22 protein-coding genes and 1 pseudogene are annotated in these 19922 nt (G+C 61.7%); 12 read left to right on the forward strand and 11 right to left on the reverse strand.

Annotated features, from left to right (window positions below):
* Nucleotides 1-376: 376 nt before the first annotated feature.
* The 3 genes from AC1D1Z_RS03205 (at nucleotide 377) to AC1D1Z_RS03215 (ending at nucleotide 4784) form a co-directional block, all read left to right on the forward strand.
* On the forward strand, nucleotides 377-2764 hold the full coding sequence (locus tag AC1D1Z_RS03205; RefSeq protein WP_130652829.1) for a marine proteobacterial sortase target protein: 2388 nt from the start codon (nucleotides 377-379) through the stop codon (nucleotides 2762-2764).
* Nucleotides 2754-3473: a class GN sortase gene (locus AC1D1Z_RS03210; protein ID WP_130652830.1), complete on the forward strand. Its 720-nt coding sequence runs from the start codon at nucleotides 2754-2756 to the stop codon at nucleotides 3471-3473. Before AC1D1Z_RS03205 ends, AC1D1Z_RS03210 begins: the two co-directional genes overlap by 11 nt.
* 168 nt (nucleotides 3474-3641) lie before the next feature.
* The gene (locus AC1D1Z_RS03215) at nucleotides 3642-4784 is read left to right on the forward strand and encodes a PQQ-dependent sugar dehydrogenase (RefSeq protein WP_477849486.1); all 1143 of its coding nucleotides are present in this window, start codon (nucleotides 3642-3644) and stop codon (nucleotides 4782-4784) included.
* A gap of 4 nt (nucleotides 4785-4788) precedes the next feature.
* Here AC1D1Z_RS03215 and AC1D1Z_RS03220 read toward each other — a convergent pair whose 3' ends face one another.
* Nucleotides 4789-5259, reverse strand: a complete 471-nt coding sequence (locus tag AC1D1Z_RS03220) for a hypothetical protein (protein ID WP_026230701.1) — start codon at nucleotides 5257-5259, stop codon at nucleotides 4789-4791.
* Nucleotides 5260-5359: 100 nt separating this feature from the next.
* Between AC1D1Z_RS03220 and AC1D1Z_RS03225 the strand changes: the two genes are divergently transcribed.
* From AC1D1Z_RS03225 to AC1D1Z_RS03235, 3 genes are all read left to right on the forward strand, one after another.
* Entirely contained in the window at nucleotides 5360-6250 is an 891-nt protein-coding gene (locus AC1D1Z_RS03225) for a DMT family transporter (RefSeq protein ID WP_130652832.1), read from the forward strand.
* 487 nt (nucleotides 6251-6737) lie between these two features.
* On the forward strand, nucleotides 6738-6953 hold the full coding sequence (locus AC1D1Z_RS03230; protein ID WP_003561293.1) for a cold-shock protein: 216 nt from the start codon (nucleotides 6738-6740) through the stop codon (nucleotides 6951-6953).
* 141 nt (nucleotides 6954-7094) lie between these two features.
* Nucleotides 7095-7550 (forward strand): BA14K family protein, encoded by a 456-nt coding sequence (locus AC1D1Z_RS03235; RefSeq protein WP_183619175.1) that lies wholly within the window; start codon nucleotides 7095-7097, stop codon nucleotides 7548-7550.
* A 60-nt stretch (nucleotides 7551-7610) separates the two neighbouring features.
* Here the strand turns inward: AC1D1Z_RS03235 and AC1D1Z_RS03240 are convergent, their stop codons facing one another.
* On the reverse strand, nucleotides 7611-8477 hold the full coding sequence (locus AC1D1Z_RS03240; protein WP_130652834.1) for an oxidoreductase: 867 nt from the start codon (nucleotides 8475-8477) through the stop codon (nucleotides 7611-7613).
* A 33-nt stretch (nucleotides 8478-8510) separates the two neighbouring features.
* On the opposite strand from AC1D1Z_RS03240, the gene AC1D1Z_RS03245 reads away from it, so the two are divergent.
* On the forward strand, nucleotides 8511-8969 hold the full coding sequence (locus AC1D1Z_RS03245) for a winged helix-turn-helix transcriptional regulator (RefSeq protein WP_018243020.1): 459 nt from the start codon (nucleotides 8511-8513) through the stop codon (nucleotides 8967-8969).
* A 101-nt stretch (nucleotides 8970-9070) separates the two neighbouring features.
* Here AC1D1Z_RS03245 and AC1D1Z_RS03250 read toward each other — a convergent pair whose 3' ends face one another.
* The 3 genes from AC1D1Z_RS03250 to AC1D1Z_RS03260 are packed head-to-tail and all read right to left on the reverse strand — an operon-like array spanning nucleotide 9071 to nucleotide 11665.
* A complete protein-coding gene (locus AC1D1Z_RS03250; protein WP_047618532.1) occupies nucleotides 9071-10447 on the reverse strand; it encodes an ATP-binding protein in 1377 nt (458 codons plus the stop codon).
* 24 nt (nucleotides 10448-10471) lie between these two features.
* A complete protein-coding gene (locus AC1D1Z_RS03255) occupies nucleotides 10472-11173 on the reverse strand; it encodes a response regulator (protein WP_003581129.1) in 702 nt (233 codons plus the stop codon).
* The gene (locus tag AC1D1Z_RS03260) at nucleotides 11174-11665 is read right to left on the reverse strand and encodes a MarR family winged helix-turn-helix transcriptional regulator (RefSeq protein WP_026230704.1); all 492 of its coding nucleotides are present in this window, start codon (nucleotides 11663-11665) and stop codon (nucleotides 11174-11176) included.
* A 328-nt stretch (nucleotides 11666-11993) separates the two neighbouring features.
* Between AC1D1Z_RS03260 and AC1D1Z_RS03265 the strand changes: the two are divergent.
* Nucleotides 11994-12197, forward strand: a pseudogene (locus tag AC1D1Z_RS03265) (branched-chain amino acid aminotransferase); the annotation flags it as partial.
* 148 nt (nucleotides 12198-12345) lie between these two features.
* Here AC1D1Z_RS03265 and AC1D1Z_RS03270 read toward each other — a convergent pair.
* Nucleotides 12346-12615, reverse strand: coding sequence for a hypothetical protein (locus AC1D1Z_RS03270; RefSeq protein WP_003541697.1), 270 nt, complete (start codon nucleotides 12613-12615; stop codon nucleotides 12346-12348).
* Between the two features lie 182 nt (nucleotides 12616-12797).
* Nucleotides 12798-13415, reverse strand: a complete 618-nt coding sequence (locus AC1D1Z_RS03275; RefSeq protein WP_047618539.1) for a DUF1236 domain-containing protein — start codon at nucleotides 13413-13415, stop codon at nucleotides 12798-12800.
* 288 nt (nucleotides 13416-13703) lie between these two features.
* On the opposite strand from AC1D1Z_RS03275, the gene AC1D1Z_RS03280 reads away from it, so the two are divergent.
* On the forward strand, nucleotides 13704-14399 hold the full coding sequence (locus AC1D1Z_RS03280) for an MBL fold metallo-hydrolase (RefSeq protein ID WP_047618542.1): 696 nt from the start codon (nucleotides 13704-13706) through the stop codon (nucleotides 14397-14399).
* 113 nt (nucleotides 14400-14512) lie between these two features.
* On the opposite strand, the gene AC1D1Z_RS03285 is transcribed toward AC1D1Z_RS03280, so the two are convergent.
* From AC1D1Z_RS03285 to AC1D1Z_RS03300, 4 genes are all read right to left on the reverse strand, one after another.
* Entirely contained in the window at nucleotides 14513-14854 is a 342-nt protein-coding gene (locus AC1D1Z_RS03285) for a tRNA-binding protein (protein ID WP_047618545.1), read from the reverse strand.
* A 10-nt stretch (nucleotides 14855-14864) separates the two neighbouring features.
* Nucleotides 14865-15692: a pyrroline-5-carboxylate reductase gene (gene proC, locus AC1D1Z_RS03290; RefSeq protein ID WP_018243027.1), complete on the reverse strand. Its 828-nt coding sequence runs from the start codon at nucleotides 15690-15692 to the stop codon at nucleotides 14865-14867.
* A gap of 1 nt (nucleotide 15693) precedes the next feature.
* Nucleotides 15694-16194 (reverse strand): type III secretion system chaperone family protein, encoded by a 501-nt coding sequence (locus AC1D1Z_RS03295; protein WP_003541709.1) that lies wholly within the window; start codon nucleotides 16192-16194, stop codon nucleotides 15694-15696.
* A gap of 389 nt (nucleotides 16195-16583) precedes the next feature.
* Entirely contained in the window at nucleotides 16584-16844 is a 261-nt protein-coding gene (locus AC1D1Z_RS03300; protein WP_003541711.1) for an accessory factor UbiK family protein, read from the reverse strand.
* 201 nt (nucleotides 16845-17045) lie between these two features.
* Here AC1D1Z_RS03300 and lgt point away from each other — a divergent pair, with 201 nt between their 5' ends.
* From lgt to pgeF, 3 genes are all read left to right on the forward strand, one after another.
* Nucleotides 17046-17894 (forward strand): prolipoprotein diacylglyceryl transferase, encoded by an 849-nt coding sequence (gene lgt / locus AC1D1Z_RS03305; protein ID WP_047618549.1) that lies wholly within the window; start codon nucleotides 17046-17048, stop codon nucleotides 17892-17894.
* A gap of 19 nt (nucleotides 17895-17913) precedes the next feature.
* Nucleotides 17914-19014 carry a class I SAM-dependent methyltransferase gene (locus AC1D1Z_RS03310; protein ID WP_018243029.1) on the forward strand — a complete coding sequence of 367 codons (1101 nt, stop codon included), beginning with the start codon at nucleotides 17914-17916 and terminating at the stop codon, nucleotides 19012-19014.
* 111 nt (nucleotides 19015-19125) lie between these two features.
* On the forward strand, nucleotides 19126-19920 hold the full coding sequence (pgeF, locus tag AC1D1Z_RS03315) for a peptidoglycan editing factor PgeF (RefSeq protein WP_018243030.1): 795 nt from the start codon (nucleotides 19126-19128) through the stop codon (nucleotides 19918-19920).
* Nucleotides 19921-19922 lie beyond the last annotated feature (2 nt).

The following is a 19922-nucleotide window of genomic DNA, read 5'->3' on the forward strand; positions in this document are numbered from 1 at the left end:
TCCTAATGGTTGAAACGGGCAGAAAGCCGGGACCGGAGTTCTGCGGTTAGCTCTATGTCCAATGTATGGCGGCATTTCAAGCGGAAAGGCGTCATGGTGGCATGATTCTTATTGATCGGTTCGCCGCACCATCAGCCCGGCATGCCGCGCCCTTGGGAGAGGCTTGCGTCACCTGGTCGAAACGCCATGCGCAGATCTTGAATCAATCTCTGACGTCATCCGGATTTATTCCCTGAAATCAGTGGCATCGCCGAATTTGGCCATCGCCACGAATAAGCCGCAACAAATGCCGCGCCGCGCCGCAATTCGGTCGCGAGCGCGCCGAGATCGAAGCCGCATCATCCGGCATCCGAAATTGGTTATTGAGGGTATGCCAATGTTTCTGGAAGATGAGTTTGCCATAGGGCGCATTCGCGCGCGCCGAATTTCCGTTTCAGTCCTTGTTGCATTCACTATCTTTGCGGCCTGCATCACCGCGGTGCTGGGACTTGCCTCCGCCGCCCGCGCGGCCGAGACGCCGCAGGCATCCGCTGAGCTCGCAGCACTTGTCCGGCCGAACGACGTCCGCAGCGGCTCGCTGCTCTTTCCGTCGAAGGAGCCGGGCTTCTATGTCGAAGCGCCGCGGCTGAAGAGTGATGTCGCCATCGATGTCTCCGGCCCGATCGCCAGGGTGAAGGTGACGCAACGCTTCCAGAATCCGAGCCAGGGTTGGGTCGAGGGCACCTACGTCTTTCCGCTGCCGGATAATTCCGCCGTCGACACCCTGAAAATGCAGATCGGCGAACGCTTCATCGAAGGCCAGATCAAGCCGCGCCAGGAAGCCCGCGAGATCTACGAGCAGGCCAAGGCCGAGGGCAAGAAGACGGCGTTGCTCGAACAGCAGCGGCCGAACATCTTCACCAACCAGGTCGCCAATATCGGTCCCGGCGAAACCATCGTCGTCCAGATCGAGTATCAGCAGATGATCCACCAATCGGGCGGCGAGTTCTCGCTGCGCGTCCCGATGGTCGTCGCCCCGCGCTACAATCCGGCGCCGATCGTCCAGACCGTCGAGTTCAACAACGGCGCCGGTTTTGCCACACCGCGCGACCCGGTGGAAAACCGCGACAAGATCGAAGCCACCGTGCTTGACCCGCGTGAGAACGCCAGGATCAATCCGGTTTCGCTGACCGTCGATCTCAAGGCCGGTTTCCCGCTCGGCGACGTCAAATCCTCCTTCCACGCGGTCGATATCAGCCAGGACGGCGACCAGGCGAGAACGATCAGCCTGAAGGCGGACTCCGTTCCCGCCGACAAGGATTTCGAGCTCACCTGGAAGGCCGCCCCCGGCAAGATGCCGAGTGCCGGCCTCTTCCGCGAAGTGATTGATGGTAAGACCTATCTGCTCGCCTTCGTCACCCCGCCCACTGCCCCCGATACGGCAGCGCCGCCGGCGAAACGCGAGGTGGTCTTCGTCATCGACAATTCCGGCTCCATGTCCGGCCCGTCGATCGAGCAGGCAAGGCAGAGCCTGGCGCTTGCGATCTCCAAGCTGAACGCCGACGACCGCTTCAACGTCATCCGTTTCGACGATACGATGACCGATTATTTCAAGGGTCTCGTCACTGCCACCCCTGACAATCGCGAAAAGGCGATTGCCTATGTCAGAGGCCTGACTGCCGACGGCGGCACGGAAATGCTACCTGCCTTGCAGGCTGCGCTGCGTAACCAGGGACCGGTCGCAACCGGAGCGCTGCGCCAGGTCGTGTTCCTGACGGATGGCGCGATCGGCAACGAACAGCAGCTTTTCCAGGAGATCACCGCAAACCGCGGCGATGCCCGCGTCTTCACCGTCGGCATCGGCTCGGCGCCGAACACCTATTTCATGACCAAGGCCGCCGAAGTCGGCCGCGGCACCTTTACGGCGATCGGCTCGACCGATCAGGTGGCGAGCCGCATGGGCGAGCTTTTCGCCAAGCTGCAGAACCCAGCCATGACCGATATCGCCGCAACCTTCGAAGGCATCGCTGCCGAGGATATCACGCCAAACCCGATGCCGGACCTCTATAGCGGCGAGCCTGTCGTGCTGACCGCGCGACTGCCTGACGATAAGCCCGCCGGCAAGCTGCAGATCTTCGGCAAGACAGGCGAGCAGCCCTGGCGCGTCGAGATGAATATCGCCAATGCCGCCAACGGCAACGGCATTTCCAAGCTCTGGGCGCGGCGCAAGATCGACGATTTCGAGGCGCGCGCCTATGAACGTCAGGATCCGGCCGCGCTCGACAAGGATATCGAGACCGTCGCGCTCGCCCATCACCTCGTCTCCCGCGTCACCAGCCTGGTTGCCGTCGACGTCACCCCGTCTCGCCCGGTCGATCAGCCGCTCGGCTCGACCAAGCTGCCGCTCAACCTGCCGGAAGGTTGGGACTTTGATAAGGTCCTCGGCGAAAACCCTGTCCCTCGTGACGACGCAGAGCGCCATGGCTCGGCTACGCCTACGGGAAGCGCCGGACCGGAGCAGGCTGAGGCCGAAACACAGAAACTCATCGCATCGCCTGAGATCGCAAACATGATGGCTGCAGCCCCGACCGCCAAGGCCGCCACCATGATCGCGCAAAAAAGCACGACCGTGAACCTGCCGCAGACGGCGACGCGCGCCGACGAGCAGATCATCCGGGGGCTGACCATGTTGCTCCTCGCGCTGATGGCGGCAAGCGGGCTGGCCGTCTGGCGGCGGCGCCTCAAGGGCATTATTGCCGTCGGAGCCAAACGAAATGGTCTCTAGGCTCTCTGCAAGCCAGAATGAGGAAGTGGCCGAATTCGAGCCGCTTCCGACCTATCTGGAACTCGCCATGGCCGCCGCCACGGCCTATGACCGACCGAAGATGCGCCAGAAGAAGGGTTTCTTCCTCTGGCGTCTTTCCTCGATCGAAAAAGCAATCGCCTTTGCCATCGCCGGCCTTGCCCTCTATGGCTTGGCGCTGATCGGCGACGGCTTCCTGCTGAAGGCGAAGGCGGAGCTTTCCCAGGTTCTGCTGAAACGCGCCTTCGCCGCCGAATTGCGGGGCGAAGAAACAAAACCCTGGCCCTGGGCGGATTTCACCACGGAGGCCAAGGTACGCGCCCCGCGCCTCGGCAAGGAGGCGATCGTGCTCTCCGGCGCCTCCGGCGAAGCTCTCGCCTTCGGTCCGGCCTGGCTCGTCAACACGCCACAGCCCGGAGAGGAAGGCACCTCCGTGATTGCTGCCCATCGCGACACGCATTTCCGCTGGCTGCAATATATAAGGCCCGGCGATACGATTGAAGTCACGCGCCGCGACGGCAAACTGTTGACCTTCAAGGCCGGCGAGGGCCGCATCGCCCCGTGGGATGCAAGCGGCATCGATTCCACCTCCGATGGCCGCCGCCTGGTGCTGACCACCTGCTGGCCCTTCGACGCGACGGAACGCGGGCCGTTGCGCTACATCCTCGAGGCGGAATTGGTCGATGGCTAGAGCGCCGTGCGTCCTCTTGGACGCACAAAGGACGCTCTACCTCTTTTGAATCTGGACAACGGGATCAGTTCAACCGGTAAACACAAAGCCGTTATTGCAGGTCGAATGAGGGTTGAAGCCCTCCCCTGCCCGCTCCACGTTCAGCCTGAGAGACGACGGGGATGCACGATGAAGAGAATGTCCGCCTTCCATTTCGCCGCAGCGCTGGTTCTGTTCGGCACCGTGTCGGCGGATGCGGCCGACACCATCAACACGCAGGATCTCGCGGTCCGTGTAGACAAGCTCGCCGACGGCCTCCAACATCCCTGGGCGGTCGAGGTCATGCCCGACGGCGCCTATCTCGTCACCGAGCGGCCGGGCCGCATGCGCATCGTCCGCGACGGCAAGCTCTCCGACCCGATCGGCGGCGTGCCTAAGGTCAGCGCCCGTGGCCAGGGTGGCCTGATGGACGTGGCGCTCGCACCGGACTTTGCGACGAGCCGCAAGCTCTATTTCACCGCCGCCATCGCCAACAGCCGGGGCTCCGGCACCGAAGCCTTCAGCGCCACGCTTTCAAATGACGAAAAGACGCTTCACGCCGTGACGCCTGTTTTCACCATGCAGCGCTTCACGTCAGGCAATATCCAGTACGGCTCGCGCATCGCGATTGCCCGTGACGGTTCGCTGTTCATCAGCGTCGGCGACCGCGGCGACCGCGACCGCTCGCAAGATTGGCAGKACGATGCCGGCTCGATCATCCATATCAATGCCGACGGCAGCATCCCTGCCGACAATCCGTTCAAAGACGGCGGCAAGGCGCTGCCGGAAATCTGGTCGAAAGGCCACCGCAACCCGCAGGGCATCACCTTCGACGCCAAGGACGGCAAGCTCTATACCGTCGAGCACGGCGCGCGCGGCGGCGACGAGATCAACCAGCCCGAGGCCGGCAAGAATTATGGCTGGCCTATTATCACCTATGGCCGCGATTATTCGGGTGCCGAGATCGGCGAAGGCACGGCCAAGGAAGGGCTGGAACAGCCGCTGCACTATTGGGATCCTTCGATCGCACCCGGCGCGCTCGTCGTCTATCGCGGCGCCATGTTCCCGGAATGGGACGGCAATTTCATCGTCGCGGCGCTGAAGTTCCAACTGCTCTCGCGCATGCAGCGCGACGACGGCGGCGCCTTCGTCACCGAAGAACGTCTGTTCGAGGGCGAATACGGCCGCATCCGCGACGTCGTCGTCGCACCCGACGGCGCCCTGCTGATGGTGACGGACGAGGACAACGGCGCGCTGCTCAGGATCTCCAGAGCGCAGGCCCGCAACGGCTGAGACGTCACAACGCGCCGCGCAGTTCCTTGCGGATGACGAATTTCAACCCGGACCAGATTTCGTCGACGGCGCAGACCTTGATGTCGACGAGGCCCATCGGAAGCAGAACCTCCCGCAGCACGTCCTCGGTGATATCAGTCGGCACCCTCGAGCTCTTCTTAGGCCAGGAGATCCAGACCATGCCATTCGGCACCAGAACAGGCAGGAGCGCAGGCGCGGTCCGCTCTAGCACGGCCCGTTCGGTCGTAAAGAGATGCACATAGTCGAATACGCGTGCGGGCGTCTCCGGAAGCGCCCGAACGACCGAGGCAAAACCGTCGAAACCATTGATGTCGCCGATCGTTTCGGGAATGCCGAGAAGAGCGGCTGACTGCCCCTGTGCAAGGCCGAGTTTCCTGACGAGCGGCGTGCCGGAATAGCCTGCCGCCCTCGGCGCGGCCACGTCGCCGGCCGGCTTCCGTTCTTCGCCTCGCATGCCTTCACCTCCGTCAACCGGCACGAAGTCTTCACCCTTGCCGAAAGGAAACGCAACTGCTAACCGCTTGCGCACATCTCCCTTCCCCATCGAGGACGACATGACGCGCGTTCAGGCGAACCTCCTCCTATTGCTTGCAGCCGCCATCTGGGGCGGCGGCTTCGTCGCGCAGTCGACGGCGATGAAGGCGATCGGCCCTTTCTGGTTCATCGGCCTGCGTTTTGCCGTCGCCACGCTGGCCGTGCTGCCCTTCGTCCTTTTCGAAGCGCGCAAGGCAAAGGAGAAGACCAGCGCACGCCATGCGAAGCTCTATATCCTGATCGGCCTTGCCCTTTTCGGCGGCGCGGCCACGCAACAGGTCGGCCTGCAGACGACGACGGTGACGAATTCCAGCTTCATCACCGGCCTCTATGTGGTCTTCGTGCCGCTGATCGCCGTGTTCTTCCTGCGCCGTGCCCCGCATTGGGTCATCTGGCCGGGCGCGCTGATGGCGGTCACCGGCATCTATCTTCTGTCCGGCGGCCATCTCTCGGCACTGACCCCAGGTGATCTGCTGACCGTCGTCTGCGCCGTCTTCTGGGCGATCCAGATCACCCTTGCCGGCACGACCGTTTCGGAGACCGGAAGGCCGCTCGCGCTCTCCGCGGTGCAATTCGCCGTCACTGCAGTCTGTGGGCTGGCCGTTGCCGTAGCTGTCGAACCGGTCAGCCTTTCGGCGATCTGGGCCGCGGCGCCGGAGATCCTTTATGTCGGTATCTTCTCCTCGGGCGTCGCTTTCGTCCTGCAGGTGATCGGCCAGCGCTACACGACGCCCTCGCAGGCCGCGATCTTCCTTTCTTCCGAAGCACTCTTTGGCGCCTCACTCGCTGCCCTGCTGCTCGGCGAGACGATGCCGGTAACAGGCTATGCAGGTTGCGCGCTAATGTTTATCGCTATGCTTGTAGTCGAACTCGTGCCGGGACTGACCCGCCGGCGCTTGCCAGCCGCGTGAACACGCGTCCAAATATGGGTGAGTCACGCATCGGAAAAAAAATTCATTTGCCGCGAGAGACGCGTTCACGTTGCATTTTTGGGAAAATCTGCTCGGAACTTATATTGCAGACGATATAAAACGTTAATCATTCCCTATCAGCGAAGGAAATTTTGCGTTTTTTCGCAAATTGGATGTCGGCAGGGGTGTGCCCGGAGCGACACGTTAAAAAACTTTTGCTTGCCAAAATCCTTTAAACGCAGCACTCTCAGCGCGTTCGGGCATTTTGCGAGCATGGGAAGTCCTTAAGTATTTGCGCGCCGGGAACGCTAATATTCCGGTCAGCCGGTTCCGAAAATGGCGGGCGAAAGTCCTGCCTGGAACAGGCCGAGGTAGAGGGGACCTTTTTCTCACATTTCAAGAATTGCCTGCCAACACCTCCCCGCAAGGAGGCAATGCTATGATGCTGCCCGTGTGGATGGCGGGCAGAGAGAAAAGGACCTGAGGCATGGCAGAGACTGGCACTGTAAAATTCTTCAATACCGACAAAGGCTTCGGCTTCATCAAGCCGGACCGGGGCGGCGCCGATATCTTCGTTCACATTTCTGCCGTTCAGGCCTCCGGCCTGGCCGGTCTGACGGAAAACCAGAAGGTAAGCTTCGACACGGAGCCGGATCGCCGCGGCAAGGGCCCGAAAGCCGTCAATCTGCAGATTGCGGGCTGAACCCTTAACAAGGCTGGCGAGTTCGAGTTGAAGCCCGGCAGCAATGCCGGGTTTTGTCGTTCAGCCTTCGTTCAGCTACAAATCTGTACTTCTCTCATCATCGAGAAAGGGGCCGGCGTTCGGTTCCCGGGATTAGGATTTATGCTTATGAAAAGGCTCGCCAAGACCATTCTGCTGACGGCAACCGCTGCCGCACTCACGCTTTCCGCCATCGGTGAAGCGTCGGCCCGCGACCGCCACTGGCGCCACGGCAATCACGGCAACAACGATGCGTGGGTCGGCGGCGCCGTCGGCCTTGCCACCGGCCTGATCGTCGGTTCGGCCATCGCCAACGCCAATAACGGTCCGGTCTACGAAGAACGCCGCTACATCGACCCGGCCTACGAGCCGGATTATTACGAGCCCGCCCCGGTCTATCGCGCGCCCCGCCGCGTCTATGTCGATCAGCCGCAATATTACGCGCCGGTCCGCACGGCGGTGGAGCCCTGGTCGCCGCAATGGGAGCGTTACTGCTCTTACCGCTACCGCTCCTTCGATCCGCGCAGCGGCACCTATGTCGGCAATGACGGCCGCAGCCACTTCTGCACCGCCGGCTGAATCGTCGAATATCCCTGATGCAAAGCGCCGCTTTTTAGCGGCGCTTTTGTTTTGCCTGCGTCAGCCGGTCTTCTTTTCCCAGGGCATGGGCTCGGCCTCAGCATCAAAATCGGTCGAGACACTCACGGTGCGCCACATCCGATCGGCTTCGATACGCGCCGCATCCGCCTTTTCGACATTGCGTACCGCATCGCTGCCAAGCAGCAGCCGGAACGGCGGCTCGTCGAGACCGGCGATGTGGATGACGACTGCCGCCGCTCTGGCAGGATCGCCGGGCTGGCGACCATCGTACTCACGCTGGAAACGCACCGTAGCACCGACCGTCTCCGCATAGTCCTGCCGCCCTTCGGCAAGCACCGTCGAGGAGCCGGCGAAATCGGTCCTGAAGCCGCCGGGCTCGATCACCGTCACCCTGATGCCGAACGGCGCGACCTCTTTCGACAGCACCTCGGAAAAGCCCTCGACACCGAATTTCGCCGCCGAATAAGCGCCGCGCCCGGCGGGTCCGATCCGGCCGCCGACCGATGAGAACTGGATGATGTGCCCCGCCCCCTGCCCGCGCATCAGGGCGATGACAGCCTTGGTCATGATGATGGTGCCGAAGAGGTTGGTCTCGATCTGGGCGCGGAAATCGGCAAGACTGGTATCCTCGATCGAGCCGACATTGCCGTAGCCGGCATTGTTGACGAGCACGTCGATGCGCCCGAACCTCTTCACACCAGCCTCGACTGCTGCCGCTGCCGCCACCTCGTCGGTCACGTCAAGCGCCAGCGTCAGGACCTGATCGCCATACCGCTCGGAAAGATCGGCAAGCTGGCCGGGATCGCGCGCAGTTGCCACCAAATTGTCGCCGGAGGCCAAAACCGCCTCCGCCAGCGCCCGGCCAAGACCGCGCGAACTCCCTGTTATCAACCAGACTCTGAACATCGGAAACCTCCTGCTTTGGTTCCCGGCTCATGTATGGTCTATTGTATCCAATCGAAAGAAGGTACCCGGACGATCTATACACACCTTGAGGTAACTGACTTGACCAGTGACATCTTCGATTTCTGCAGCAGTATGACGGACGAACAGGATGGGCGGGCCCGTGAACTGATCGAGCGGGCGGCGGCGAAATGGCCGCTGCGCATCCTGCACGTACTCTCCGATGCCGGCGCACCCCTGCGCTTCTCACGCCTTATGGAGAGGGTCGAGGGCATCAGCCAGAAAGTGCTGACGCAGACGCTGCGCACCCTCGAAAGAGATGGCCTCATCATCCGCACGCTCTATCCCGAAGTGCCGCCGCGCGTCGAATATGAGTTGACGCCGCTCGGACGCGACCTCCTCATGCAAGTCGTCACGCTCTGGCGCTGGATCGTCGAACACCTGGATGATTTCGATGCGCGCAAAGCCGTAAAGCTGACGGCCGCCGGCGTCTAAAGCCCGTCGCAATCTTTCAGATTCGCTCCTTGCGCTTTATCTCTTTGTTTCTACGCATGTCGTTATCGCAAAACCGCTGCACATTTTTGCGCGAGATGCCTTCAAGCCGGAATGCGGATCGTTGCCCTCAGCCCACCGAGCGGACTGTCGGTGAGCGTGACGTTGCCGCCGTGGCTGCGGGCGATGTCGCGGGCGATCGCAAGGCCGAGGCCGGTGCCCGACGCATCCAGGTTGCGCGCCGTATCCAGCCGGAAGAATGGCTTGAACACGTCCTCGCGGTTCTTCTCAGGAATGCCCGGCCCATCATCGTCGAAGACGACGGTCAGCCATTTGGCGTTGTGCTTGGCTTCGATGTCGAGCCTATTGGCATAACGCCGAGCATTCGAGGCAAGGTTGGTGACGAGCCGCATGAAAGCGTTCGGCCTGACGGATATGTCGTCATCGCCTTCGATGGAATAGCTGAATTTTTTGCCGTGCAGGGCGAAATCGGATTCCAGCTTTGCGAAGATCTCACTGAGTTTCAGCTCGCCGACATCCTCTTCGACCTCGCCGCGTGCAAAGGCCATGTAGGCCTCCAGCATGGTCTGCATGTCGTTGACGTCATCGTTCAGCCCATGCAGGTCGGGATTGTCGCCAGCGAGCGCCAGTTGCAGCTTGAAGCGGGTGAGGATGGTGCGCAGGTCATGGCTGACGCCGGAGAGCATCGCGGTGCGCTGTTCGATCTGCCGTTCGATTCGCTCCCGCATCAGAATGAAGGCAAGACCGGCGCGCCTGACCTCGTCGGCGCCGCGCGGATAGAAATTATCGGGCTTCTGCCCCTTACCGAAGCTTTCGGCCGCGCGCGCCAAGGTCAGGATCGGCCGGATCTGCCCGCGCAGGAAGAGGATCGAGATGCCGATCAGCACCAGCGAGGTGCCGACCATCCAGACGATGAAGATATGGGTGTTCGACGCATAGGTCTGACTGCGTTTGGTCAGCACCCGCAGGATCTTGTTGTCGAGTTTGATGCGGATCTCGACGAGGTTCGAATTTCCGACTGTGTCGATCCAGAAAGGCCGGTGGATCTCGTCGGTGATCTCGTCGCTGAGGATGCCATCGAGAATCGAGAAGAAAGGCTTGACGCGCGGCGGCGGCAGATCGCCGTCCGGCTCGATCGAGATCTGCAGGCTGAGCTGGTCGCGGGCGATGCGGATGATCTCGCTATAGTCCGAGTTCTGCGGATAGGTCTCGATGATTTCGATGATGGCGGCGATGTCACGGGTGACGGCAAGCGACAGCCGCTCCGTCACCATTTGCCAGTGGCGCTCCATGAACACGGCGGCGACGACGGATTGCAAGAGCACCATCGGAATGATGATGATCAGCAGCGAGCGCGCGTAAAGTCCGGTCGGCAGCCGGCGGCGCAGCCACCGGACGATCCAGCGCCAGCCCGGCGCAGAAGTGCGGTCTTCCCGCCGCAAGCTGTCGATCGTCACCATCAGCGCCGGTCCCGAACCTTGAGTTTAGTCGATGCTCAGCCTGTATCCGATGCCGCGCACGGTCTGCAACCAGACGGGATTGGCGGGATCGTCCTCGATCTTACGCCGCAGCCGGTTGATCTGCACGTCGATCGTCCGCTCGCCGACTTCGGTATCGTTGCCGATCAGTTCATGGCGGGGGATCGTGTCGCCGGCGCGCCGTGCAAAGAGCAGCATGATCTCCTGCTCGCGGTCGGTGAGCCGGATCACCTCGCTGGCTTTCTTCAGCTCCTTGCGGGTCAGCGAGAAGGTGTAGGGGCCGAACATCACTTGTTCGATCTTCGGTCCCTCGCCGCCGGCGTTGCGGCGCAGGATGTTGTTGATGCGCAGCACCAGTTCGCGCGGGTCGAAGGGCTTGGAAAGATAGTCGTCGGCGCCCGCCTCCAGGCCTTCAATGCGGTTGCCCGATTCTGCCAGCGCCGTCAGCATGATGATCGGGACGTTCTTGATGGCGCGAAGCCCGCGGGTGACGTCGATGCCGGATTCGCCCGGCATCATCACATCCATGATGATCAGGTCGAAATCGAGACCCGCAAGCTTGCGCTGCGCCTCGGCGCCGTCGGCGGCGACAGTGACGCGGAAGCCGTTCTCGGCGAGATAACGATTGAGCAGCGCGCGGATACGGGAGTCGTCATCGACCACCAGCAAATGCGCCGCATCGTCGGAAATACCTGTCTTGACCGCCATTCAATCCGCCCTCTGTCTGTCCCGCATGCCGCTGAGGAAAGCTTTTACGCCCTCCCGCACCTCCGCAGAAGCCCCTTCGAATGCCCGCTCAATGCGGCGCGATTGCGGCTCGGCAAGGGCAAGCGCCAGCTCTCGTCCCGATTGCGTCGGATAAAGCTTGCGCTGCCGCCGGTCCTCGGGACCTGCCACCTGGCGAATATAGCCTGAATCGATCAGCTGTTTCAGCACCCTTGCGAGGCTCTGCTTGGTGATCTTCAAGGTATCGAGAAGATCAGCCACCGTCATGCCGGGATTGCGGTTGACGAAATGCACGACGCGATGGTGCGCCCGGCCGAAGCCGCTCTTTTCGAGGATGGCATCCGGATCGGAAACGAAGTCGCGATAGGCGAAGAAGAACAGCTCGATGATCTCGAAATCGATGATATCAGTATCTTCCATCGGCGTGCCCAGCGGCTCTGGCTTGCCTACTTTCGGGCCGGTCTGTCGTGACACTCGGCATTCCTTTCTCGTTCCGCGCGCTGCGGGAAACTTTCGCGAAGATATGTCAGCTTTATTGACATAAATTTGGCTGTTAGCTTCCGCGAACTCTGCGGGAGGCCCGCACGGTCTCCTCATTTCCCTGGCACTTCCTGGAAACTAAGGCCCGTCTGGCACTCCGACGCAACACGCGATTTCCCCTTGCGTCTGTGGATAAGACGTAATGGGGACAACAATCAACAGGCATGGCGCGTGAAGCGCCTGAGGAGTTAGGGATGCGCCGGTCGCTTCGGCGACCTGGCCGCGATAATCGAGCACCATAGCATCGGCGTAGCCCTAGGCTGCAAAACGCCGCAGCATCGAGGTGATCGAACGCGCGATCCTGCCGGAGGAACTCCCCGGCTTTAGCGAGTGCTTCTTCACCGGTTCGGCTGCGGAAGTGACCCCGGTTTCCGAAACCGGCCCGTACCGCTTCACGCCGTCGACGATCTCCGAAATGAACGACTACATGAAGGAAGTCTATCCGGCGGTGATCGCCGCCGAATAAGACCCTCAGGAAATCGGCCGGCTACTGCATAATTCCTTAAATCGGAATCGATTGAAGGGTAAAATTATGCAGCAATTTAAAGTGCTACAGCGTTCTTTGCGCGTCTCAAAAGCGCGCGGCGCTGTAGATAAACGCCTGCCGGGCCTTTTTACCTGTGCGCCCGTGCCATGACCAGTCCGGCAAGCGTCGAGAGAATGCCGCCGCCGATCAGGCCGCCGATGCCGTCGGCGATCAGGCCGGTCATAGCCGCTTCCCCACCGACCATGCTGAGCAGCATACCGCCGGCAACGCCGCCGATCGCGCCTGCGATCGTACGGGCGACGACGTTGATCGCCTGCTGCTTCAAAGCGGCGCTCGCGGCGTTGCCGCCGATTGCACCGGCAATCAATTGTGTGATGAGCGGAAGTAGGGCTTCCATGATTTCCTCCTCTGGCGATCTCCCCGATCGCCCGGCTACGCCGATCTTTGGCGTATTAGCATTTTATCATATTTCGGAGGAAAGCGTTAAGAAAAATCAACCGATGCGGGATTAAGGCAGGGAGAAGCGCCCCGAAACGAGGCGGTCCGACGTCCGCCTCGCCTCAGTTTCTGTCGATCACGTCATTGATAGACGTAGACGATCCGGCGCGTACCGGGATCGACCAGCACCGGCCGATCGTTGATCCTCGTATAGCGGTACTCGTAGTCGGGAATCGTCTGGAAGGTAACGTCTGCAGGCACTTCCGCGCCGACGACGACATCGCCGCCAAGCTGCACCGTCTCACCCGGGTTGGTGTCGATATAGGTGCGGACCGTCTCCGGCGGGGTGATAGTCTCGACCGACCCGACGGGGCCGAGCAACTCGTCGCCCGGCGCCGGCTGCGGCTCGGCCGGAACGACACTCGCGGTCGACTCGTAGGTCACGCTGGGAACGCCGATCTCGGAGCGGTGTTGCTCGACGATAACAGAGCTGCCGCCGTGATCGACCTGCAGATAATCGGCATAGACCCAGCCACGCATGCCGTTGACGTCGACACGGCACCAGCGGCTGCCTTCGATGCAGCCGTCGAGGACTGCGGTGGAGCCGCGGGTGGCAAGACCGACCGAGGGATATTGTGGGCCGGGGCCAGCACGGACGTTGAGATCATTGACCGTCGTCGCCATCATCTCCGCCTGCGCAAGACCGGCGCTAGCCATCAGCACCGCGCCTGCCAGCAGAATGTTTCTCTTTAAGGTCATATGAGCGTCTCCTTGGTTTCGATGGGCTGACAACGCACGGGGTTCCACGATGTTCCCCTGTGCTCCGCCGAGCGAAGCACTACTTGCGGGAGATTTCATGCAAATGTTTGGAAGAATTGAGAGAAAAACGATTTTATCACCCTGCGACGATGGCAAAGAGGGGCATAAATTCTTGTTGCGGTCCGTCTTTTTACCGTGAGGCACAGCGCCCATGGCACAAGATTCCGGCTGTCCTTGCCGCGGTTTCGGATTATACCCGAAGCAGCAGAGACACCAAGCGAGGCACTTATGGGCATGCTCCAGGCCGGCATCATTCCGGTGACACCCTTCCAGCAAAACTGCACGATCTTCTTCGATCCCGATACCAAGGAAGGCATCGTCGTCGATCCCGGCGGCGACGTGTCGCTCATCCTGCAGGCGATCGCCCAGAACGGCCTAACCATCAAGGAAATCTGGCTGACACACGGTCATCTCGACCATGCCGGCGGCGCCAGTGAACTGAAGGAAGCTCTCGGCATCGACGTGGTTGGCCCGCATCAGGACGACCTGCCACTGCTGCAGCGGATCGAGACCCAGGCCGCGAAATACGGCATATCAGGATTGCGTAACGTCGTGCCCGACCGCTGGCTGAAAGACGGCGACAAGATCTCTTTCGGCGCCCATGAATTCGAGGTCTATCACACGCCCGGCCATGCCCCCGGCCACGTCATCTATTTCAACCGTGCGCAGAATTTCGCCCATCTCGGCGATGTCCTCTTCAACGGTTCGATCGGCCGCACCGACCTGCCGGGCGGCGATCATCAGCAGCTTCTCGATTCCATCCGCGACAAGGTATTGCCGCTTGGCGACGACGTCGGCTTCATCTGCGGCCACGGCCCGGGCAGCCGCATCGGCGACGAGCGGCGCAGCAATCCATTTCTACGGGAGATCAGACCTCGTGGAGGATCCGATGCCGGCACATCAGGCGAAGCCTTGAACAACTAAAGCATGTCGCCCAAAAGTGCGCAGCGGTTTTGGGCGACATGCATAAAACAAGGACTTAAAGCGCGTCGCATGAATCCGCTTCGACGCGACGCGCTTTAAGTGTGAGCTTGCGCTCACATCATCTTTCGGCCGTTCGGGACCGGCTGTTCGACGGCAGCAAGCACGATCGCGCCGTTCTCGTCCTCGACTCCCAGCGTCAGCACTTCCGAGCGGAATGGCCCGATCTGGCGCGGCGGAAAGTTGACGACGCCGAGCACCTGCCGGCCCAGCAGGCTTTCCGGCGTATAATGCACAGTAATCTGCGCTGAGGATTTTTTGGTGCCGATATCAGGGCCGAAATCGATCACCAGCTTGATCGCCGGCTTGCGCGCTTCCGGAAAGGGACTGGCCTCGATGATCGTGCCGACGCGAATGTCGACACGCTCGAAATCGGCGTAGGTGATCTCTTCGGCCATATGGTCTCCGTCAGCCGGCCAGTTCCTCGGCCCGCTTGCGCGCCGCCGCGAGTGCTGCGTCGAACAAGGGCTGCATGCCGTCTTCGGCCATCAGTACGGCCAGCGCCGCCGCCGTCGTGCCACCGGGAGAGGTTACATTCTCCCGCAGCCGCGAAGCGTCGTCGGGGGACTGGTGCATGAGTTCACCAGCCCCCGCGACTGTTTCCCGCGCAAGACGCATGGCGAGGTCCGCCTGCAGACCGAGTTTACGGCCTGCCTCCGCCATACATTCGACGAGATAGAATACATAAGCCGGGCCGCTGCCCGAAAGCGCCGTCACGGCATCGATATCGGCTTCCGCGGGCACCCATTCGACTGGGCCCGAGACGCGCAGAAGGGAATGGACGCGTTCGCGCTGCCGATCGCTGACCCTTGAATTGGCAAAGGCGCCGGTGACGCCACGCCCGACCATGGCCGGCGTGTTCGGCATGGCCCGCACCATGGCGGCCTTGCCGAGATGTTTCTCGAGGAAACCGAGCGTCTTGCCGGCCGCGACCGAGACGACGACCGTGTCAGGCCCGACGGCGCTCTTCACCGCCGGCAGCACCGTCTCCATCACCTGCGGCTTGACCGCCAGGAACAGCACGCTTGCCTTCAAATCCGTGGGAAGCGCGGTCAGATGGGTGGCGCCAGCCTCGTTGATCGTCGCCAGCATCGCCGGCGACGGACCGGGATCGACGACAATGACGGCCGAGCCCGGAACGCCGCTCTTCAGCCAGCCGGAGAGCATCGCCCCACCCATATTTCCGGCGCCGATCAGTACGACGGGATGTGTCGAGGAGAAAGCCTTCGTCGGCATCTCAAGCCTCGCCGACCGTTTCAAACAGCACGGCTTCCATCGCCTTCGTCGCTTCCATGCCGGACCAGACGACGAACTGGAATGCCTGGAAATAGGCCTCGCAGGTATCAAGCGCACTGGAAAGCAGCACCTCAACCTGGCGATTGGTAGGCTCCGCACCGCCGGCAAGCAGCAGCGATTGGCGGAAAATGACGACATCTTCCTGGCGCCAGAGATCGAAATGACCCATCAGCACCTGCCCGTTGATCGCCGAGAGCAGCTTGACCACCTCGTTGACCCTGATGTCGGGAACTTTGATATCGAAGGCGCAGCCAAGATGCAGCGCCTCGAATTCCTCCATCCAGGAGAAGGAGACGTGGTAGTCCGTCCAGCGCCCCTCGACCGTCATCGCGATCTCGTCCTCGCCGGACCGTTCGAACGACCAGTCGTTGTTGGAGGCAACGTACTCGATCATGTCGACCGGGTTCGACTGACGCTCGACTTCCAATTCCATCAGGTTCATGCAGCACCTTCTTGACCGGAACGAATGCGACCTAACTTGGTGTACGAACACAAGAAAGACACACGCAAATACCGGAAACCACCACTCGGATGATCGTTGAACCGCTGCCAGACTTAACGCAGATAACCTGCCCGGAGCTTACCAAGTCGCTTCGAATCATCATTTAAAATCAGTGTATAGCGCCCCTTGCCCCCTGCCAGCCCCCCGAACGGAAAATAGGACCGGCCACTGTGGAAAGGCTCTTCGAAATTCAATTCAGAAGGGAGAATAAGCGACTCTGCGAATTGGCTTTTTTGGCAGTGTCCACAGGTGGAAAACTCACCTGGTTTTTTTACGGAAGATGCGGCGTGTGGCATGAAGGCAACGCCGCATCTGTGTCGTACTAGGATTTAAGCGCCCTCGCCGGCAAGCTTTGCCTCGAGTGCTGCGATGCGGGCGGCAAGCGCCTCATTCTCGTCGCGTGCCTTGATCGCCATCTCGCGCACAGCCTCGAACTCCTCGCGCTTGACGATGTCCATGCTGTTCAGCCAACGCTCGGCTTGGGCGTTGAAGGCGGTTTCGATCTCCTTGCGGACGCCCTGGGCGGCACCGGCCGCATCGGTCATCAGCTTGGCGAATTCGTCCATGATGCGGTTCGTTCCGGTCGTCATGGCGGTTTTCTCCCTTCGCATGAGGTGAATTCAGCCCTTCAGGGCTTCAAGAGTTGAGGTAGGGCTTCACCATCGACGATGCAAGCGCTTTGCACGGGATAAGCTTGCCGGAACCGGCCGGGAACGAGCCATCACGAACAATGGACTTGACCGTCCGGGATCGCAGCGGCATGTTCCGCGCAACTCAACAGGTGGAAAACCTTGCCGATAACAGCCGATCTCCTTGCCATCATGCCTTTCCCGGATATCGATCCGATCGCCTTTTCGATCGGTCCGCTGGCGATTCACTGGTACGGCCTCGCTTACGTCGCCGGCATCCTGCTCGGCTGGGCCTATGCGCGCCGCCTCGCCGCCAATGAAAGTCTCTGGCCCGGCAACGTCTCGCCGATATCAAGGACGCAGCTCGATGATTTCATCGTCTGGGCAGCGCTTGGCGTCGTCCTCGGCGGCCGTCTCGGCTATATTTTCTTCTATGATCTCCCTGCCGTCCTGCGCAGTCCCGTCCGTGCGCTCGAGATCTGGAACGGTGGCATGTCCTTCCATGGCGGCCTGACCGGCACGACGATCGCCATGATCCTCTTTGCCCGCCGCAACGCCATCCCGATCTGGAGCCTGTTCGACATCGTCGCCACCGTCGTTCCCTTCGGCCTGTTTTTCGGCCGCATCGCCAATTTCATCAATGGCGAGCTCTGGGGCCGGTTGACCGACGTGCCCTGGGCCGTGGTCTTCCCGACTGGCGGCCCGTTCGCCCGCCATCCGAGCCAGCTTTACGAAGCCGGCCTCGAAGGCATCGTTCTGCTCCTGGTGCTGGCCGCCTTGGTCTACGGCATGCGCGCGCTGAAAAGCCCCGGCTTCATTACAGGCGTCTTCGTTTGCGGTTATGCGCTGTCGCGCATCTTCGTCGAATTCTTCCGCGAGCCTGACGCCCAGCTCGGTTATCTCCTCGGCACGAACTGGCTGACCATGGGCATGGTGCTCTCCTCCCCGATGATCCTGCTCGGCCTCTGGGCGATGCTGCGGGCCCGCCGCCAGGCTGCGCTGCAGCTCTGAAAACGGCAGGACGCGCGACATGACCACCGCTCTAGGCGAAAAGATCAAGGCGATCATCCAGGCCAACGGCCCGATCAGCGTCACCGATTATTTCTCGCTCTGCCTCGCAGACCCCGAACACGGCTATTACCGCACCCGCGAGCCCTTCGGGCGTTCCGGTGATTTCGTCACCGCGCCCGAGGTCAGCCAGATCTTCGGCGAGATGATCGGCGTCTTCATCGTCCATGCATGGCAGCGCCACGGCACACCGACGGACGTCCGCCTCGTCGAGATCGGCCCCGGCCGCGGCACCATGATGGCCGACATGCTGCGCGTCATCTCCCGCATCGCTCCACCGCTTTTCGACGCCATGACCGTGCATCTCGTCGAAACCAGCGAGCGCCTGCGCGACGTCCAGAGCCAGACGCTCGAACACCACGGCGAGAAGATCACTTGGCACGATGGCTTCGATGAAGTACCGCCCGGCTTCACGCTGATTGCCGCCAACGAACTCTTCGATGCCATCCCCATCCGCCAGTTCGTTCGCATGCCGACGGGTTTCCGCGAGCGCATGGTCGGCATCGACGCCGATGGCGAGCTGACCTTTGCCGCCGGCGTCGCCGGCATCGACCCCACCTTGCTGCCCGAACCGGTGCAGGACGTGCCGGTCGGCACGCTCTTCGAGATCTCGCCTGCCCGCCAGGCGGTGATGATGGCGATCTGCGAGCGGCTGCGCGCCTTCGGCGGCACGGCGCTTACGATCGACTACGGCCATCTCGTCACCGGCTTCGGCGATACGCTGCAGGCCGTGCGCATGCATGAATTCGACCCGCCGCTCGCCCATCCAGGTGAAGCCGATCTGACGAGTCATGTCGACTTCCAGCAACTCGCCGAAACGGCGCTTGCGGCCGGCCTCCATCTGAACGGCGCCCTGCATCAGGGTGATTTTCTGACCGGTCTCGGCATCCTCGAGCGCGCAACCGCCCTCAGCCGCGATCGCGAGCTGCAAACCCAGCAGGTCATCCAGACGGCGGTCGAAAGGCTCGCCGGCGCCGGTGAAGGCCGGATGGGCGAACTCTTCAAGGTGATGGCGGTCTCCTACCCCGCCATCGATCTCATGCCCTTTCGTCCGGTGGATTGACAGGGCGCACGCGGCTGGTTCAACATCCGCCCGAAACAAGAACTTGAAGCGCGCCGCATATGCGATGCGCTTGGGATCATGACAAACCCCTCGAAAACCCCGGAATCACAGATGCAGGACGCGGCCTCTCCCGCACCGATCGAAAGCGCGCTGCTGAACCAGGCGGCGGGCAGCACGATCCGGCACGGTTATTTCACTCGGGCCGGCGGCGTTTCCGAAGGGCTTTATCGCGGCCTCAATGTCGGCCTCGGCTCCAGCGACGAACGCGACAAGGTCCTGGAAAATCGCCGTCGCGTCGCCGCCTGGTTCGGCTTGCCGGTCGAGCGGCTGGCAACCGTGCATCAGGTCCATTCCCCCGATGTCGTGACGATCGGCGCCGATTATGACGGCATCCGCCCCGACGCCGATGCGATGGTAACGGCAGCCCCTGGTATTGTGCTTGGCGTGCTTGCCGCCGATTGCGGACCGATCCTGTTTGCTGACCCGGACAATCGCGTCATCGGCGCCGCTCATGCCGGCTGGAAGGGCGCATTGACGGGCGTGCTCGAAAATACCGTCGCCGCCATGGAGGCGCTGGGTGCGGACCGCGGCAGCATCGTCGCCTGCCTCGGCCCCTCGATCAGCCAGGCAAGTTATGAGGTCGGTCCCGAATTCGTCGAGCGTTTCGTCGCCGAAAACCCGGACGACGAGCGCTTTTTCGTGCCTTCCGCAACGCCCGGCCACGCCATGTTCGACCTGCCGGCGCTGACCGTCGACCGGCTGGCGAAAGCCGGCGTGCGGGCCGAAAGCCTCGGCCTCTGCACTTATCCGGACAACGAGCGCTTCTTTTCCTACCGCAGGACGACACATCGCAAGGAGCCGGATTACGGCCGCCAGATTTCCGCGATATCAATCAGGGAGACTTGAGC

Source organism: Rhizobium sp. P1_E1 (genome assembly GCF_056406015.1).